General features: G+C 58.7%; 16 protein-coding genes. 3 read left to right on the forward strand and 13 right to left on the reverse strand.

What is annotated here, in order from left to right; genetic code table 11:
- Positions 1–232: 232 nt before the first annotated feature.
- From ACRAUW_RS12275 to ettA, 3 genes are all read right to left on the reverse strand, one after another.
- Positions 233–1,576, reverse strand: a complete 1,344-nt coding sequence (locus tag ACRAUW_RS12275) for an NCS2 family permease (RefSeq protein ID WP_005343409.1) — start codon at positions 1,574–1,576, stop codon at positions 233–235.
- Between the two features lie 267 nt (positions 1,577–1,843).
- The gene (locus ACRAUW_RS12280) at positions 1,844–2,173 is read right to left on the reverse strand and encodes a hypothetical protein (RefSeq protein WP_021230418.1); all 330 of its coding nucleotides are present in this window, start codon (positions 2,171–2,173) and stop codon (positions 1,844–1,846) included.
- A gap of 93 nt (positions 2,174–2,266) precedes the next feature.
- Positions 2,267–3,934, reverse strand: a complete 1,668-nt coding sequence (gene ettA, locus ACRAUW_RS12285; protein WP_431362506.1) for an energy-dependent translational throttle protein EttA — start codon at positions 3,932–3,934, stop codon at positions 2,267–2,269.
- A 242-nt stretch (positions 3,935–4,176) separates the two neighbouring features.
- Between ettA and ACRAUW_RS12290 the strand changes: the two genes are divergently transcribed.
- Together ACRAUW_RS12290 and ACRAUW_RS12295 are read left to right on the forward strand one after the other, a co-directional pair.
- Entirely contained in the window at positions 4,177–4,752 is a 576-nt protein-coding gene (locus ACRAUW_RS12290) for a Crp/Fnr family transcriptional regulator (protein ID WP_431362507.1), read from the forward strand.
- 57 nt (positions 4,753–4,809) lie between these two features.
- The gene (locus ACRAUW_RS12295; RefSeq protein WP_431362508.1) at positions 4,810–5,373 is read left to right on the forward strand and encodes a YgjV family protein; all 564 of its coding nucleotides are present in this window, start codon (positions 4,810–4,812) and stop codon (positions 5,371–5,373) included.
- Between the two features lie 8 nt (positions 5,374–5,381).
- On the opposite strand, the gene ACRAUW_RS12300 is transcribed toward ACRAUW_RS12295, so the two are convergent.
- The 3 genes from ACRAUW_RS12300 to ACRAUW_RS12310 all read right to left on the reverse strand — a co-directional run bounded on the left by ACRAUW_RS12300 (position 5,382) and on the right by ACRAUW_RS12310 (position 7,192).
- Positions 5,382–6,068, reverse strand: a complete 687-nt coding sequence (locus ACRAUW_RS12300; protein WP_431362516.1) for a lytic transglycosylase domain-containing protein — start codon at positions 6,066–6,068, stop codon at positions 5,382–5,384.
- Positions 6,069–6,074: 6 nt separating this feature from the next.
- Complete coding sequence (locus tag ACRAUW_RS12305) at positions 6,075–6,236, reverse strand: hypothetical protein (protein ID WP_431362509.1); 162 nt, start codon at positions 6,234–6,236, stop codon at positions 6,075–6,077.
- A gap of 359 nt (positions 6,237–6,595) precedes the next feature.
- Positions 6,596–7,192: a DUF2076 domain-containing protein gene (locus tag ACRAUW_RS12310; protein ID WP_431362510.1), complete on the reverse strand. Its 597-nt coding sequence runs from the start codon at positions 7,190–7,192 to the stop codon at positions 6,596–6,598.
- A 451-nt stretch (positions 7,193–7,643) separates the two neighbouring features.
- On the opposite strand from ACRAUW_RS12310, the gene ACRAUW_RS12315 reads away from it, so the two are divergent.
- Positions 7,644–8,255 carry a YitT family protein gene (locus ACRAUW_RS12315; protein WP_431362511.1) on the forward strand — a complete coding sequence of 204 codons (612 nt, stop codon included), beginning with the start codon at positions 7,644–7,646 and terminating at the stop codon, positions 8,253–8,255.
- An 11-nt stretch (positions 8,256–8,266) separates the two neighbouring features.
- On the opposite strand, the gene ACRAUW_RS12320 is transcribed toward ACRAUW_RS12315, so the two are convergent.
- The 7 genes from ACRAUW_RS12320 to ACRAUW_RS12350 all read right to left on the reverse strand — a co-directional run.
- On the reverse strand, positions 8,267–9,058 hold the full coding sequence (locus ACRAUW_RS12320) for a substrate-binding periplasmic protein (protein WP_431362512.1): 792 nt from the start codon (positions 9,056–9,058) through the stop codon (positions 8,267–8,269).
- 202 nt (positions 9,059–9,260) lie between these two features.
- The gene (locus ACRAUW_RS12325; protein WP_431362513.1) at positions 9,261–10,307 is read right to left on the reverse strand and encodes an ABC transporter ATP-binding protein; all 1,047 of its coding nucleotides are present in this window, start codon (positions 10,305–10,307) and stop codon (positions 9,261–9,263) included.
- Positions 10,304–11,341: an ABC transporter ATP-binding protein gene (locus ACRAUW_RS12330; protein ID WP_431362517.1), complete on the reverse strand. Its 1,038-nt coding sequence runs from the start codon at positions 11,339–11,341 to the stop codon at positions 10,304–10,306. Before ACRAUW_RS12330 ends, ACRAUW_RS12325 begins: the two co-directional genes overlap by 4 nt.
- Before the next feature lie 241 nt (positions 11,342–11,582).
- Positions 11,583–13,400: an extracellular solute-binding protein gene (locus ACRAUW_RS12335; protein WP_431362514.1), complete on the reverse strand. Its 1,818-nt coding sequence runs from the start codon at positions 13,398–13,400 to the stop codon at positions 11,583–11,585.
- A 151-nt stretch (positions 13,401–13,551) separates the two neighbouring features.
- Positions 13,552–14,595 carry an ABC transporter permease gene (locus tag ACRAUW_RS12340; RefSeq protein WP_431362515.1) on the reverse strand — a complete coding sequence of 348 codons (1,044 nt, stop codon included), beginning with the start codon at positions 14,593–14,595 and terminating at the stop codon, positions 13,552–13,554.
- Between the two features lie 2 nt (positions 14,596–14,597).
- Positions 14,598–15,599 carry an ABC transporter permease subunit gene (locus ACRAUW_RS12345; protein WP_049790237.1) on the reverse strand — a complete coding sequence of 334 codons (1,002 nt, stop codon included), beginning with the start codon at positions 15,597–15,599 and terminating at the stop codon, positions 14,598–14,600.
- Positions 15,481–15,948 (reverse strand): hypothetical protein (locus tag ACRAUW_RS12350; RefSeq protein ID WP_431362518.1); only part of this gene is annotated, 468 nt, incomplete at its 5' end. The genes ACRAUW_RS12350 and ACRAUW_RS12345, both read right to left, overlap by 119 nt.

Raw genomic sequence — 15,948 nt, forward strand, 5'->3', positions numbered from 1 at the left:
GGGTACTGGCGCGTATCGATCGCGCACTGGCCTACATCGAAGCCCGCATGGCTGCCGAGTAAGTTGTGCAAGAGTGGGCGAGGCGATAGCCGAGCCTGCCCTGTGTCCGATAAAAAAAATCCGAAACCAGTGGTTTCGGATTTTTTTATGGCCAGCGCACAGGTTGATAGCAACGCCGGAATAAAAAAATGCCAGTCAGCTGACTGGCATTTTTATTTGGACAAAGTGCCGCTTAGTGGCTGTCGACCCAGACGAACTTGAGGACGAACAGCAGGGCCACCACCAGCACGCAGGGGTTGATTTCGCGCCAGCGGCCGGTGCCTGCCTTCATCACGCAGTAGGAGATAAAGCCGACGGCGATCCCCTCGGTGATGGAGAAGCTGAACGGCATCATCACTGCGGTCATGAAGGCCGGTACTGCTTCGGTTAAATCTTCCCACTTCACCCGGGTCAGCTCGGAGCACATCAGCACGCCCACATAGATAAGGGCGCCAGCGGCGGCGTAGGCCGGCACCATGGCGGCGACCGGAGAGAAGAAGATAGCCAGCAGGAACAGCAGGCCAACCACGATGGCAGTCAGACCGGTGCGGCCGCCAACGGCGACGCCGGAGCTGCTCTCGATAAAGGCGGTGACCGAGGAGGTGCCCATGAAGGCGCCGCCGACGGAGCTGACGCTATCCACCATCAGCGCCTGTTTCATGCGCGGGAAGTGGCCCTTGTCATCGGCCAGTTTGGCGCGGTTGGTGACACCGATCAGGGTGCCGGAAGAGTCGAACAGGTTGACCAGCATAAAGGAGAAGATGATCCCGGCTAGGCTGATATCGAGCGAACCCATCAGATCCAGCTGGCCGAACACCGGCTCGATGCTGGGGGGCATGGAGACAAAGCCCTTGAAGGTGACATCGCCAAACAGCCAGCCCAGACCGGTAGTGACCACGATGGCGATCAGCACGGCGGAGTGGACGCCGCGGGCGGAGAAGATGCAGATCAGGAAGAAACCGAGCAGACCCAGCAGGCAGGGTAGGGAGGTGAGATTGCCCACGGTCACCATAGTCGCGGGGCTGGCCACGACGATCCCGGCGTTGTGCAGGCCGAGCAGGGCGATCAGCAGACCGATACCGGCGGTGATGCCGACCCGCAGAGTAAGCGGGATGTTACCGATCAGCCAATAACGCACCCGCAGCAGGGTGAGGATTAACAGACCCATGGCGCCCCAGAAGATGGTGCCCATGCCCACTTGCCAGGAGTAACCCATGCCTGCGACGACCACGAAGGCGAAGAAGGCATTGAGGCCCATGGCGGGGGCCAGCGCGATCGGCAGGTTGGCCAACAGGCCCATCAGGATGCTGCCGATACCGGCAATGAGGCAGGTGGTGACGAACACGGCCTGGGTGTCCATGCCCGCCGCAGAGAGGATCTGCGGGTTGACGAACACGATGTAGACCATGGTCAGGAAGGTGGTGATACCGGCGATCACTTCGGTGCGGGCGGTCGTGCCATGGCCTTGCAGGGCAAACAGGCGCTCAAGCAATCCTTGCCCGGCAGCCTGATTGGCAGCTTGGTGTTGTTGATTCATGTTGGATTCCAATAGGTGACGTGAAATAAGCAGCAGGGGAACGGGCTATCCCATCCATGCGGGGTAAATTGCCCTGTTTCTGGCGGTTAAGTAACCAGACTCGTCCTGATACCGTGACGGCACGCACATTTTTACACAGGCGGCGCCGTTTACAAACCCCGGATCTGCGAAGCAGATCAATGAATGGAGTAAAAGATCAAACGTTTGCTTTTTCGCCAACAAAAAGGTTCTCGTCGGAGAACCTTTTTGGCGCAGAGAGGGCAGAGATCAGAGAGTTTTGAAGTAGCGTTCGACCAGTTGGGCCAGCACCGAGTCGAGCCGGTCTTGAACCTCACCCAGTTCGCGGCCGAAGCGGCGCAGAAAGAGACTGGCCTGCTCTTCGGTCAGCTTGCGCCCCTCGATAAAGAACTCCTGCTCCGGCAGTTGCTTGTCGTAGCGGGGGAGTAGCACCCAGCTCACCAGCTCGGGCTCCACGGCGGCAAAAATCTTGGCGGCAGCAGCACAGAAGGTCTCTATGTGCTCCTTGCCATCCGGCCCGAGGCAACCCGGTTCAACCCGGATCTGGATGGTGAGTTTTTTCTCTATTGGGGTCGTCATCGTGCTACATCCATGCAATGTTATCCGTCTTGGATTGTAAGCCAAAAGGCAACAGAAAGGGGAGCCGAAGCTCCCCTCAACACGCAGTCAGCCTTATTTGGCGATGCGCTTATATTTAGCGCGGTGCGGTTGGATCGCCTCGGCGCCGTAGGTCTTCTTCTTCCACTCTTCGTATTCGGTAAAGTTACCTTCGAAGAACTCGATCTTGCCCTCATCCTGATAGTCGAGGATGTGAGTGGCGATACGGTCGAGGAACCAGCGGTCGTGGGAGATGACCATGGCACAACCCGGGAACTCCAGCAGGGCGTTCTCGAGGGCGCGCAGGGTTTCGATATCCAGATCGTTGGTCGGTTCATCCAGCAGCAGCACGTTGCCGCCGGTCTGCAGCAGCTTGGCCAGATGCAGACGACCGCGCTCACCACCGGAGAGCTCGCCAACCCGCTTCTGCTGATCGGAACCCTTGAAGTTGAAGCGGCCGATGTAGGCGCGGCTCGGGAACTCGTAGTTGCCGATGCGCAGGATATCCTGACCGTCAGCGACCTCTTCGAATACCGTCTTCTTGTCATCCATGCTGTCGCGGAACTGATCGACAGAGGCCAGCACCACGGTTTCACCCAAGGTGATGGCGCCGGAATCCGGCTGCTCCTGACCCGACATCATGCGGAACAGGGTTGATTTACCGGCACCGTTCGGGCCGATGATGCCGACGATGGCACCTTTCGGAATGGCAAACGACAGATCGTCGATCAGCACCCGATCACCGTAGGATTTGCGCAGGTTGGCCACTTCCACCACCTTGTCGCCGAGGCGCGGTCCGGGCGGAATGAACAGCTCGTTGGTCTCGTTGCGCTTCTGGTAGTCGTTGGTGTTGAGCTCTTCGAAGCGAGCCATACGGGCCTTGGACTTGGCCTGACGGCCTTTCGGGTTTTGACGAACCCACTCCAGCTCTTTCTCGATGGACTTGCGACGGGCCGCTTCGGAACTGGCTTCCTGCGCCAGACGGGCGTCCTTCTGCTCCAGCCAGGAGGAGTAGTTGCCTTCCCACGGGATACCTTCGCCGCGGTCCAGCTCCAGGATCCAGCCCGCCACGTTGTCGAGGAAGTAACGGTCGTGGGTGATTGCTACGACAGTGCCTTCGTAGTCGTGCAGGAAGCGCTCCAGCCAGGCTACGGATTCCGCATCCAGGTGGTTGGTCGGTTCGTCCAGCAGCAGCATGTCCGGCTTTTCCAGCAGCAGACGGCACAGAGCCACCCGGCGGCGCTCACCACCGGAGAGGTGTTTGATCTGGGCATCCCAGGCTGGCAGGCGCAGGGCATCGGCCGCACGCTCCAGTTGGTTTTCCATGTTGTGGCCACCCTGGGCCTGGATGATGGCTTCCAGCTCGCCCTGTTCGCGGGCCAGCTTGTCAAAGTCGGCATCCGGGTCGGCGTAGGCCGCATAGACCTCGTCCAGACGAGCCATGGCGCGTTTCACCTCGCCAACGGCCTCTTCGACCGCTTCGCGTACGGTCTGCTCCGGATCCAGCTTCGGCTCCTGCGGCAGGTAGCCGATCTTGATGCCGGGCTGCGGACGGGCTTCCCCTTCAATATCGGTATCGATGCCTGCCATGATGCGCAGCAGGGTCGATTTACCGGCGCCGTTCAGACCCAGCACGCCAATCTTGGCGCCCGGGAAGAAGCTCAAGGAGATGTTCTTGAGAATATGACGCTTGGGCGGCACTACCTTGCCGACCCGGTTCATGGTGTAAATAAATTGAGCCATTGGCTAATTCTCTTCCTTTTCAGCAGGTTAATGTCTTGGCATTAACAGACTGATATCGTGGTGGGGCCAGGTCGACACGGGTCAACCGGGTTCCAAAAAACGTTCCGATTGTAAACCAACGGACGAGGGGGGGCAAAGGTGGCACCCGGCTATGTCCCCCCTTTGCCGCAGCGGTCACGCCTTGCTGCATCAGTCGTGCAATTTGGGCATGATGTGGGCTGCCGTTTTGTTCCGGAGCCGTCATGAAACCATCTCCTCAAGCCCCCTCACTGGCCGCTTTTCTCTGCTCCATGGGATTAGACGCCGCCCTGAGCGAAGCTATCAGCCTGCGCTTGCCACGGCAGACGCTGCGCGCCGGTCAGGCACTGTTGGCGCAAGGGGCCGAACAGGAAGCTGCCTTCTATATCGAAGCGGGCATCGCTCGTGCCTGCCACTACACCCGGGACGGGCAGGAGCGCTGCAAGGAGTTCTACTTCGAAGGGGAACTTTGCCTGCTCTATGACAGCTGGCTCACGGGGTCGCCAGCCCGCTATCAGCTGGAGGCGCTGACGGAACTGCAGGTGGTGCGGGTGCCGCTCGCCCTGCTGGATGAGCCCATCTGGCAGCCGGTCTGCATGGCCCTGCTGCGTCAGCAGCTCGGTTACAAGGAGCGCAAGGAGGCATTTTTGCTGCTCCACTCCCCCGAAGAGCGTTATCGGGAGCTCTGCCACACCTTCCCCCACTGGCCTGCACGACTGACCCAAGTGCAGCTCGCCAACTACATCGGCATCAGCCCGGTCACTCTGTCACGGATCCGCAGGCGCATTAACACGGGTTAATGCCGCTCTCCGACCATCCCCTCATGCTGCGCCATCCAAATGACGGATGAGGGGTGGATGATGTCGCTGTTTCTGTGGTCGCAACTGGTGGTGAGCCTGGCCTTGTTGCTCGACCTGTTGTCGTTTCAGTTGCGGGATCGCCGCAGGATCCTGGCCTGTCTGGCCCTCTCTTGCGCCCTCAATGCTGGTCACTTTGCCCTGCTCGGGCAGTGGTCGGCCGCCAGCCTGTTGTTGCTGGCCAGCGTGCGCTTTCTGGTGAGCATCTGGCTGGTTCGCCGCATCTTGTTGTGGTTTTTCATGGGATTGGCCTGTGCGGCTGCGCTGGCGACCTATCAGGGCCTGTTCTCATGGATCGGGCTGCTGGCCACCCTGCTGCAAACCCGGGCCGCGTTTTGCCCCGACGATCGCCAACTGCGGCGCAGGATGCTGCTCGGCACCCTCTGCTGGCTGGGTAACAACTTGCTGGTGGGCTCACCGGTCGCCGCGCTGATGGAGGGGCTGTTTCTGGTCAGCAATCTGGTGGGTTACTACCGCCACTATGGCTTCGATTATTGGGGGCGTGCCCGCCAAAGTGGCCGCAGAAAGGGGCGTGTGCCGCCTTCCGGTCGGGCGAGCTCCTGACCTCCCGCTCAGGGCTGCTTGTGCCCTGTGAAGTAAAGCACCCGTTTCACATACTCCTGCGTCTCGTCATAGGGTGGGATCCCGCCATAGCGCTCTACCGCTTTTTCCCCGGCATTGTAGGCCGCCGAGATCAGTACCCAGTTGCCATCGAAACGGCGATCGAGCCACTTGAGATAACTGACGCCACCCTTGATGTTCTGTGCCGGATCAAAGGGTTGAGTGACACCAAAACGCTGCTGGGTTTCGGGGATCAGCTGCATCACCCCCTGCGCATTCTTGGCGGAGACGGCGCGGCTTTCGAGGTTGGATTCGGCAATGGCGATGGCCAGCACCAGCCGCACATCGACCTGATGGCGCTTGGCTGCGTGGCGCAGCATGGTGACCAGTTTTTGCTTGGCAGGAGGCTGGCGGGCAACCCAGGTGTCGACATTGAAGGGGGTGGAAGGGAGCCCGGCCAGATAGCCACCTTGTCCGCCACGGATCCCGATGCCGCACTGATCACCCATGGGAGCATTGCCGATACGGGCGTTGTAGTAACGGGCGGCCTGCTGGTTACCAAGGCGCATCGCTATGGCGAGATAGCTGTTGGCCATTTTGGGGCTGCGAACCGAGGCGGGGCCGGTGGCGAGCAGGCGGCCGATCCTGAAATATCCTTCGGGATTGCCGGTGCTGGCTGCGACACAGTAGAGGGCGATGGCTTTTTACAGATTGCCGTGTTGCTGGGCGGCCTGACCCTGCTTGATCGCCGCCAATGCCTTGGGCGCTTGTCGGAAATCCCTGCCCTGTGCCGTCAGCGGGATACCCGCCAGTAGCAACGACAAAAAAAGCAGCAAAAACAGCCCGTTTTCGCTGATACGCCTCATGGGTTATCTCCTGTTTGAGTACAGAAGATATAGAGGAACATGGCTGCTATCGCCACGAACTCAGTGGATCCTGTTGTTATAGCGCGGGTATTTCAGAGAACAAAATGGTATGGAACTAATGATGTTTTGTTAGTTCCATGCCTCTTTTCATCAGGTTAGAGGTCGTGGTGATATTGCTGCTCATCCTGATTGGCGGGAGGTGGTGCAAGATAGGCGCTGCCAATGTAGCTGACAACCTGGAGCGAAAGCGGGTGGGGAGGATCAAGGCATAGGCTGCGATAGTAGCAACGGATACGGATCAATCATGAGTTTTTTTGCCGTCATGGGGTATAGCTATGGACAGAGCGTCAGGGAGACGGTCAGGAGTAACGGCCGTTGTTATCATCTCTATCGTCCCTGCCGCCATCCTCGATGTCATCATCGAGAAAGCAGCCTCCAGCATCGGGGGGCAATTCTGCGCTGCTCAAGCGGATCTGCTCAGAGTGGACCTGATTGAGAGTTGTTGCCAGTTCGATAGTGTCGATGACTTCCGCGGGCCGATTGCTGTGAAATAGTTCGCCGATCATGTCGGCCAGCGTCACGCCACTAGCCACACCTGTGGCGGTTTGTAGGGCGCTCTCCATAAAGGAGCTGGTACGGGAAGTGATAGCTGTTGCATATGGCGGCGTAAATCGCGGGGACGGGTGGCTCGCGCTACCAAACAGGCCGGAGAGAACACTGCCGCCGCTAGGGGCACTTTGGCTGGCTTCCAGCTCCTTGACTCGCTCGTTGAGGCGGGCAAGGATAGCCTGCCGGATCTGCAGCGTCTGGGTCATGTAGTAGGGGGCATCGGGCTGCTCTGCCAGATGCTGGTGGATCAGCTGATCCGCTTGTTGGTCTCGCTTGCTATCCCTGGCTTGCGCTTGCTTGAGGCGGCCGAACAGTCCATCGATCAGACTCTGTACTTGTGGTTGCATCTCGAATCCTCGCCAGGGTGCGCAGATAGTGCGTTCAGCCATCCTCAAACCTGCGGGGCAAGATTGGTATCTTATTAACTCATCAATGATCGATGGGGTGCCCGATCTCGTCAGGAGGCAGGCCGGTAGCAGTCTGGTTACCAGCGGACAAGCTCGGTGCTCCCTGCCTGAGGGGGATGCCACAGGTGTGGGCCATCAACTCGTCACTCTTCTTGTCAGTGGCGTAGAGAGAGGCGGATGAGCGGTGAGATTGCAGCGTGCCGCATTTTGGTGCAGTGAGTGTCAATGCCGGATGACAGGCACCAGAATGGGGCGTGTAACCAGACTGTTGTGATCCTTTTCACAAAAAATAGACTGGGCCCCATAACGAAGCCCTGTTGACAGGGTTCGCAGCCCGCCGCTGCGGCAGGCGACAGACGCTCTCTCTTTACTTCGATTGGATATACAGGTTATGGACAACACCCCGATTCGTACTGCCCATCCTATTTATGAGGATGTGCTGGCCTTGCTGACGGCGGCCGGCTTTGTTTCTCTCGGCATCTTTCTGTTTCATCAGGTTGGCCTGCTCACTGGCGGGACTGCCGGGCTGGCGCTGCTGCTGCAAAAGGTGACCTGTATCAGCTTTGGCCTGCTGTTTTTCGGCATCAATCTGCCCTTTTATGCGCTGGCATGGCTGCGGATGGGGCCACGTTTTACCTTCAACACCTTCGTCTCGGTGGCGGCGGTCTCCTACATGACCGATCACCTCAACGGCGTACTGCAAATTGGCAAGATAGAGCCTCTCTATGCGGCGCTGATCGGCGGCACCCTGATCGGCATGGGGCTGCTTATCATGTTTCGCCACAAGTCAAGCCTGGGGGGCTTCAATATTCTGGCGCTCTTTATTCAGGATCGTTTTGGCATCCGGGCGGGTAAGTTGCAGATGGGACTTGATTGCGCCATTGTCATCGCCTCATTCTTCGTGGTGCAGCCCTGGATCCTGGCGCTCTCCATCGTGGCGGCGGTTATCTGTAATCTGGTGTTGACACTCAATCACAAGCCGGGTCGCTATCAGATCGCCTGAGAGGGGTGATATCAGCGGAACATGGAGTGCAAATGATCATCTTTAGTTGGAGATGAGATCCCCCAGCGCACTCTATAGGTAAGCAAGACACCTTCTTTTTCCAGGCGCTCCAGTATCTTGTTAAATGCCATCAGCTGTTCCTGGTTAACCATCTGCTTATTGAAAGCTATGTAGTAGTTACCAACGTGACTTATTTTCAATAATTTGAGCTGATGGCTGCCGTTTTGCTCCATATGGTGCAGGGCAACATCGACATTGGAAAAATAGAACTGGTAGCGTGAGTTTCGCAGCATTTTTTCCAGACTCCGCATTGAGTCGGTAACGTTTCCTTCAATGCGCAGAGGCTTGGCGCCTTGCAACTGGAGCTGCTCATCGAGCTTTAGCAGCAAGTATTCACTAAATGAATTTTTCGTTACGCCAACACTGGCACCGGAGAGTGCAGTGAAGGTGAGGTTTGTTTGTGGATTATCTGCATGGGAAAAAAATCCCCAGGCAGCCCGACTCAAGGGGCGGCTAAACAAGAGCGTTTGGCTGCGTTCCGCGTTTTTGGCCAGGGGAAACATGCCATCAACCAGGCCTCTTTGCAGCATCTTGCGAGCGCGCAGATTGGGCAACTGAATGATATCGCAGCCATCTGGCCACTCTTTGCAGGCAGCTTTCACCATTTCGACATATGCACCTGTGAGCTGATTGTGATCGTCACTGAAGGTGTAGGGGGGAAAGTGTTGCACAACAAAGCGAAGCGGCTTTGCACTTGGCGCTAGGCTAAATAGCAGTAGTAATAACGCAATGTATTTGACCATCTGAATACCATGTTTTTTTAGCGCTTCATAAGTATGACATGACCGCTACAGTATGGCATTGCTGTCACAATGGCCCAACAATTTGTTAGCTTTCAGGGGCCCGGGTAGATTGTTACCTGACGATCGGCAGATGTGATCCGATAGCACGAGGAGGCCTGATGGCCGCCTCGTCTGTTTCTACCCTGGGGTTTGTTCGCTGCGCCTAGCTCGCCTGTTCCAGCCTGCTGTCGTTGCTCATGGCGTTACCACTAATGGCGCTGCCGCCGATGGCGTGACCACCGACGGCAAGCGGGGTGTGGCAAGCCACCTGATGATGGGCCTCATCACACGCTTCAAGCTTGGGCGCCTTGCTTTTGCACAACTCGGTCGCATGTGGACAGCGCTGGTGGAAGTGGCAGCCGCTTGGCGGCGAGATGGGGGAGGGCACATCGCCGGTCAGCAGAATGCGCTGGCTGCGCCTGCGCGGGTCCGGCACCGGAATGGCGGAGAGCAACGCCTGGGTATAGGGGTGGCGCGGCGCCAGATAGAGCGACTGGGCATCCGCCAGCTCGACGATCCGGCCCAGATACATCACCGCAATCCGATCCGAGATGTGTTTGACCACCGACAGATCGTGGGCGATGAAGATGATGGAGAGGTTCATCTCCCGCTGCAGGCTGAGCAGCAGGTTGATGATCTGCGACTGCACCGAGACATCGAGGGCCGAGACCGCCTCGTCGCACACCAGCAGCTTGGGCTTGAGGGCGATGGCGCGGGCGATGCCGATGCGCTGGCGCTGACCGCCGGAAAACTCGTGGGGGTAGCGATCCACCGCGCTGCCCGGCAGGCCCACTTTTGCCAGCAGCTCCTGTACCCAGCCGCGCCGCTGCTCAGTGTTACCTATACCGTGGATGATAAAGGGCTCCTCCAAAATCTGACCCACGGTGTGGCGGCTGTTGAGGGATTCTGCAGGATCCTGAAATACCATCTGCATCTCTTGGCGCAGGGAGCGCATCTCCTTCGGGCTGAGGGCGGTGATGTCGCGCCCCTCGAAGGTGATGGTGCCCGCGGTCGGTTCGAACAGCTTGAGCAGGCTGCGCCCGAGGGTGGATTTGCCGCAGCCCGACTCACCCACCAGCCCCAGCGTCTCCCCCTGTTTCAGGTCGAAGCTGATGCCATCCACCGCGTGAACCGTATATTGCTTGCGCAGGAACCCGCCTCCCAGCCGGAAGTGCTGTTTCAGATCCCTGACCGATAACAGAGTGCTCATGGGGTCAACTCCTTCCAGTAGTGACAGGCGACATGGTGGCGCGGATTGAGTTGCTCCACCGCCGGAATGGCGATGATACAGTGATCGGTCGCGTGGGGGCAGCGATTGGAAAAACGACACCCGGCCGGCATTTCGTGCAGGGCTGGCACCTGTCCCTTGATGGTCTTGAGCAGGCTCTTGGGCTCATCCTCAAGGCGCGGGATCGAGCTCATCAAGCCGTGGGTATAGGGGTGACGGGGGCGTTCAAACAGTTCGAACACGTCGGCCTGCTCTACCGCCCGCCCGGCATACATCACCACTACTTCGTCGCACAGCTCAGCTACTACCCCCAGATCGTGGGTGATAAAGATGATGGCCATGCCGGTCTGGGCCTGCAGCCCCTTCATCAGGTCGAGGATCTGGGCCTGAATGGTGACATCCAGCGCCGTGGTTGGCTCGTCACAGATAAGCAGATCCGGCTCGCAGGAGAGCGCCATGGCGATCATCACCCGCTGGCGCATGCCGCCGGAGAGGTTGTGGGGATAGATTTCAAAGCGCTGGGCCGGTTCCGGGATCCCCACCTTCTGCAGCATGGCGATGGCCGCGGCTTTACGCTGGGCCTTGTCATATTCGGGGCGATGGAGGCGAAACACTTCCATCAGCTGCTCCCCCACCGTCTGCACCGGGTTGAGGGCCGTCATCGGCTCCTGAAAGATCATCGAGATGCGGTTGCCGCGCACCTTGTACATCTGGTCCGGTGCAAGCGACAGCAGCTCCTCCCCCTGAAAGCGGATGGAACCGGCGACCACCTGACCGTGGGGCTTGGGCAAGAGCCCCATGATGGCGAGCGAGGTAACGCTCTTGCCACAGCCAGACTCACCGACGATCCCCAGCGTCTGACCCGGGGCTACATTGAAGCTGACCCCGTCGAGCACCTTGATCTTGCCATCCTCGACGGCAAACTCCACCTCGAGATCGCGTACCTCAAGAATCGAGGCCGGGTGCTGGCCGCTATCAGCGGCGAACTCCCCCCCGTTATCCGGTACGTCAAGGATCGAGGCCGGGTGCTGGCCGCTATCAGCGGCGAACTCCCCCCCGTTATCCGGTACGTCAAGGATCGAGGCCGGGTGCTGGCCGTGATCAACGGCGAACTCCCCCCCGTTATCCGGTACGTCGAGGATCGAGGCCTGGTGCTGGCCGTTATCAGCGGCGAACTCCCCCCCGTTATCCGGTACGTCAAGAGTCGGGGCCTGGGTGTTGGGCATAACTGCTGCTCCCTTCGCAATGGCCTTAATATCAATGAGCTGCATAGGTCTTGTCGAGCAGGTTGATGGGCGCCAGCGCCTCCCCTGCCTCTTTGGCGTTGCGGGTCTCTTCCTTCACCTTGGGATCGAGCCAGAGCAGACCGCCACTACTGTGAGGATAACCGTCCATCGGCCAGTAGAGCAGATCCGGCGTGTTCTTGGTGGCAGGCACCTCCGGCAGCATCACATAACGCCAGCTGCTGGCCCGCACATAATTGAGCTGCACCCCGGGCACGAAGATGGCGAGGTCATAGATGCGCTGCTGGATCTGCTGGGAGAGCTTGGCCCGTTTGACCATGTCGAATTCGACGTTGTAGGCGTCGATCAGTGCGTCCAGCTCCTTGTCAGCCACGTTGAACAGGTTGTTGGTCTGCGGCTTGTTGGCGTTGGCGGAGTGGAAAAACTCCCAATATTGCGGATAGAGACCGCTGCCGCCCCAGCCGAGCCAGGCCGCCTCGTGTTTCTTCTCCAGCATCACCTTGAAGCCGGTGGCGCCATCCACCAGATTGAGCTCCAGATCCAGACCCGCTTTCTTGGCCTCCTCTTTCAGCACGGTCAGGCGCTTGGAGTGCTCCTGACTGGTGTAGGTGAGCGCCAGCGTCAGCCGCTCTCCCTTCTCATTTTGCAGGATGCCGTCCGGCCCCGGTTTGCTGTAGCCACCCTTGGCAAAGTACTCCCGCGCCTTGCCGATGTCATAAGCCCGCTCCGGCAGCGTGATGTCGGTGAATTCGCCAAAGCCCGAGTCAAAGGTGGTGGCTCTGTCATAGTCGCCGCGCAGCACGGTCTCGATCATCTTGTCGATGTTGAAGGCGTGCTGGATGCCGAGGCGAACGTTTATGTCCGCCAGCTTGGGGTTGGCCACATTGAGGTGAACCCCCTGACCGCCCTGTTTGGTGTCGGTCATGGCCATCACTTTCTGCACGTAGCCTTTTTTGTACTCCGGGGTGACCGCTTTTTCATGCCACCAGTTGGGCAGGATCATCTCGAAGGTATCGATCTCCCCTTTCAGGAAGTGGCGGAAGGCGATGTTGTGGTCGCGGATCACCTGCACCTTGATGGTGTCGATGTTGAATCTGTGCTGGTTGTAGCGATCGTCTTTTGCCCACCAATCCTTCTGCTTGCTGAAGGTGACCGACTTGCCCTTCTTGACGTCGCCGATCACGTAGGGGCCTGTGGTGGGCACCACGGCCCAGTTGTACTGTTTCACCCAGTTGGGGGTCAGCTTGTAGTAGTGCTTGGGCTGGGGCCACAGCTCGGTGGTGTTGAGCAGATCCAGCTTGGCCTTGCGGCTGCCCGCTTTGACCATAATGGTGTGATCATCGATCTTCTCTACCGCCACTACTTCAGTGGTGTAGTAGTTGTTGAACCAGGGCCCCTTGATGTGTTTGGAGCGCATCATCTCGTAGCCGAAGGTGTAGTCATCGGCATTGACCGGCTTGCCATCCGACCATTTGGCTCGCGAATCCAGCTTGAAGTAGACGGTCTGGCTGTCTGGCGCGATGGCCCAGTGGGTTGCCAGCGAGGGGATGGGATTGCCGGTATTGGGGTGGAAGCTGATGAGTCGCAACTGGTTATCGAGAATAAAGGAGCGGAACGAACCGTTGGAGTCTGGCCCCACGGTGCGGAACGTCAGCGGAAAGCTGTCGACAAACATATTGAGACTGCCGCCCGGCTGTGCCTTGGGGGAGGCGAACACAGGATCCGTGTCGTTGGTCTCCCATTTGAGGTCCGCGGGCAGGCTGGCCGCCCAGACCCAGGATCCGTTTACCAGCACAAAGAGAGCACCTATCCATTTGATTTTATTTTTCATGTTTGACTTCCAGGTCTGGCCCCTGCACTGGGGGGCTTGATTGATAACGGGATTATCCCTTGCTCCCGGGACCGCCGATGGCGGCGGCCCGTCCTTCATTAATGACTGTTTGTTACCCGGCGCCTGTCGATGTGCGCTGACAGCGGTCTGCTTATTGGTAACGGGTAAATTTGCGCGGGTCGAACGCCTCGCGGATCGCCTCACCGATAAAGGAGACCATGATCAGCACCAGACTCACCGCCGCCACCACGGAGCTGACGATCCAGATGGCATCCAGATTGTTGATGCCCTGGGAGAGCAGCTCCCCCCAGCTCGGGGTCGGCGGTGCCAGCCCGAAGCCCAGATAGTCGAGGGCCGTCAGGGTGGAGATATTGCCCACCACGGCGAACGGCGCCAGGGTGACGATCATCATCAGGGTGTTGGGCAGGATGTGGTTGAAGATGATCCGCCCGGTGGTCGCCCCTTGCGCCCGCGCCGCCATCACATAGTCCCGCGCCCGCTCCTTGTAGGTGAGGGTGCGCATATACCAGGTGATCCCCATCCAGCCGAACAGCACGTTGATGACGACAAACAGGCCGAAGTTGGGCTTGGCCAGCGACACCAGGATCATGATGACGTAGAGAAACGGCACCTGGGACCAGATCTCGATAAAGCGTTGCAGGATGAGGTCGAAGCGGCCGCCGAGAAAGCCCATGAGACAGCCGATGGTGACCCCGATGGCGTAACTGGCCGCCAGCGCGATAAAGGCAAAGCCGATGGCGATGCGAAAGCCGTAAACCAGTCGCGCCAGCACGTCGCGGCCGCTGGTGTCGGTGCCGAGGAAGTGGCGCTCGGCCGCGCTGGGAGCGTAGGGCGGGTAGGCATCCTCTTTGAAATCCTGCTCGTAGGGGTTCCAGGGCACCGGCGGCAGCAGTACCCAGTCGCCCTGGCCCTCTGCGGCAAATTTGGCCTTGAGCTGGCGGTAGTTGGTCTCGTACTCGTAATCGAGCCCGAACTGCTGACCTGGGATCACATCGCCATAGGTGGGGAAGTGCAGCTGGCCCTGATAGCTCACCATCAGTGCCCGACTGTTGACCAGCAGCTCCGCCAGCAGGGAGAGTAGCACCAGGGTGGTGAAGATGATGAAGGAGTAGTAGCCGCGTTTGATCGACTTGAAGCGCTTGAGTTTTTTCAAGGTAACCGGATTGAGCTTCATGGTCAGTCTCCAAACCGCACGCGGGGATCAACGAGGGCAACGCAGATATCGGAGACGATATTGCCAATCAGCATCAGCATGGAGGTGATGGCCAGAATGCCCATTACGGTGGGGTAGTCCCGCTCGACGATAGCCTCGTAACCGAGCAGGCCGATGCCGTCGATGTTGAAGATGGTCTCGATGAGGAAGGAGCCGCCAAAGAAAACGGTGAGCACAGACCCCAGGTGGCTGGCGATGGGGATCAGGCTGTTGCGCATGGCGTGGTCGGTGACCGCCTTGCGAAACGGTAACCCCTTGGCCACCGCAGTACGCACATAATCGGCCGACAGGTTCTCCATCAGGCTGTTTTTCATGGTCATGGTGAGGATGGCGAAATCGCCGATGGCGTAGGCGATAAGCGGCAGCAGGGCATGGGCAAAGACGGTGCGGATCTGATCCCAACTGCTCTCCATGTATTCAAAGTCGTCTCCCGGAAAACCGCCCATTGGCAGCCACTCCAGATGGAAGGCGAAGACGGTGATGAGGAAGATCCCCACCACGTAGGCGGGCAAGGCATAGGCCATGTAGATAAGCATGGAGCTCAACGAGTCGAAGCGGCTGTTGTGCCTGAGCGCCTTCGCCACCCCGAGCGGAATGGAGACCGCATAGCTCAGCAGAAAGGTCGCCAGTCCGAAGAAGGCGGTAACGGGGAGCCGCTCCTTGATGAGATCCCACACCGGCTCGTAGTAGCGGGTCGATTCGCCCAGATCCAGCACCGCCAGCTTCTGCAGCCACTCCCAGTAGGCGACCAGCATGGGCTTGTCAAGACCATAGAAGGCCTTGAGCTCCTCGATCTGTTCATCGGAGAGGGCCTGCGCCCCCTTGCTGCCGCTGGAGCGGCCAGATTCATTCTGGGAAACCTGGGCTTGCAGCAGCATGCGTTCGACCGGTCCGCCTGGCACGAAACGGGTGATGGTGAAGACGAGCAGGGTGATACCGAGAAACGTCGGGATGATCAAAAGCATCCGGCGTAGGAAATACGACAGCATGGTGGAATCTTGTCCTTGTTGTTTTTTGTGACCAGTCAAATTTGATGACGGGCCAGTCCTTCCTGGCATTACGTGCGGGATTGATTACCAAACAGCAGGCAACCCGCTTGGCCACTGTAAAAGCTCTGCGACAAAAATCAAGTACAAGGAAATGGAAAACTGGGACAAATGACCCGCTGAGACCAAAAGCACCGAAAAATGACGTTTTTATTTGAAAAGTGAAAATCAAAACAGCAGGCGACAGCTCAACATTATTTGAAAAAATATAGACGGCGGATTCAACTCCGAAGTGCAACGCTAAGCCGCCTTTCTTAGCTCTGCAAAC

Origin of the sequence: Aeromonas sp. (genome assembly GCF_050633025.1) — a bacterium.
Lineage (GTDB): Bacteria > Pseudomonadota > Gammaproteobacteria > Enterobacterales > Aeromonadaceae > Aeromonas.

Excerpts from the sequence above, each read along its gene's own strand:
- ACRAUW_RS12275 (WP_005343409.1), bottom strand. The coding sequence starts at position 1,576 with ATGAATCAACAACACCAAGCTGCCAATCAGGCTGCCGGGCAAGGATTG.
- ACRAUW_RS12280 (WP_021230418.1), bottom strand. The coding sequence starts at position 2,173 with ATGACGACCCCAATAGAGAAAAAACTCACCATCCAGATCCGGGTTGAA.
- ettA (WP_431362506.1), bottom strand. The coding sequence starts at position 3,934 with ATGGCTCAATTTATTTACACCATGAACCGGGTCGGCAAGGTAGTGCCG.
- ACRAUW_RS12290 (WP_431362507.1), top strand. The coding sequence starts at position 4,177 with ATGAAACCATCTCCTCAAGCCCCCTCACTGGCCGCTTTTCTCTGCTCC.
- ACRAUW_RS12295 (WP_431362508.1), top strand. The coding sequence starts at position 4,810 with ATGATGTCGCTGTTTCTGTGGTCGCAACTGGTGGTGAGCCTGGCCTTG.
- ACRAUW_RS12305 (WP_431362509.1), bottom strand. The coding sequence starts at position 6,236 with ATGAGGCGTATCAGCGAAAACGGGCTGTTTTTGCTGCTTTTTTTGTCG.
- ACRAUW_RS12310 (WP_431362510.1), bottom strand. The coding sequence starts at position 7,192 with ATGCAACCACAAGTACAGAGTCTGATCGATGGACTGTTCGGCCGCCTC.
- ACRAUW_RS12315 (WP_431362511.1), top strand. The coding sequence starts at position 7,644 with ATGGACAACACCCCGATTCGTACTGCCCATCCTATTTATGAGGATGTG.
- ACRAUW_RS12320 (WP_431362512.1), bottom strand. The coding sequence starts at position 9,058 with ATGGTCAAATACATTGCGTTATTACTACTGCTATTTAGCCTAGCGCCA.
- ACRAUW_RS12325 (WP_431362513.1), bottom strand. The coding sequence starts at position 10,307 with ATGAGCACTCTGTTATCGGTCAGGGATCTGAAACAGCACTTCCGGCTG.
- ACRAUW_RS12335 (WP_431362514.1), bottom strand. The coding sequence starts at position 13,400 with ATGAAAAATAAAATCAAATGGATAGGTGCTCTCTTTGTGCTGGTAAAC.
- ACRAUW_RS12340 (WP_431362515.1), bottom strand. The coding sequence starts at position 14,595 with ATGAAGCTCAATCCGGTTACCTTGAAAAAACTCAAGCGCTTCAAGTCG.
- ACRAUW_RS12345 (WP_049790237.1), bottom strand. The coding sequence starts at position 15,599 with ATGCTTTTGATCATCCCGACGTTTCTCGGTATCACCCTGCTCGTCTTC.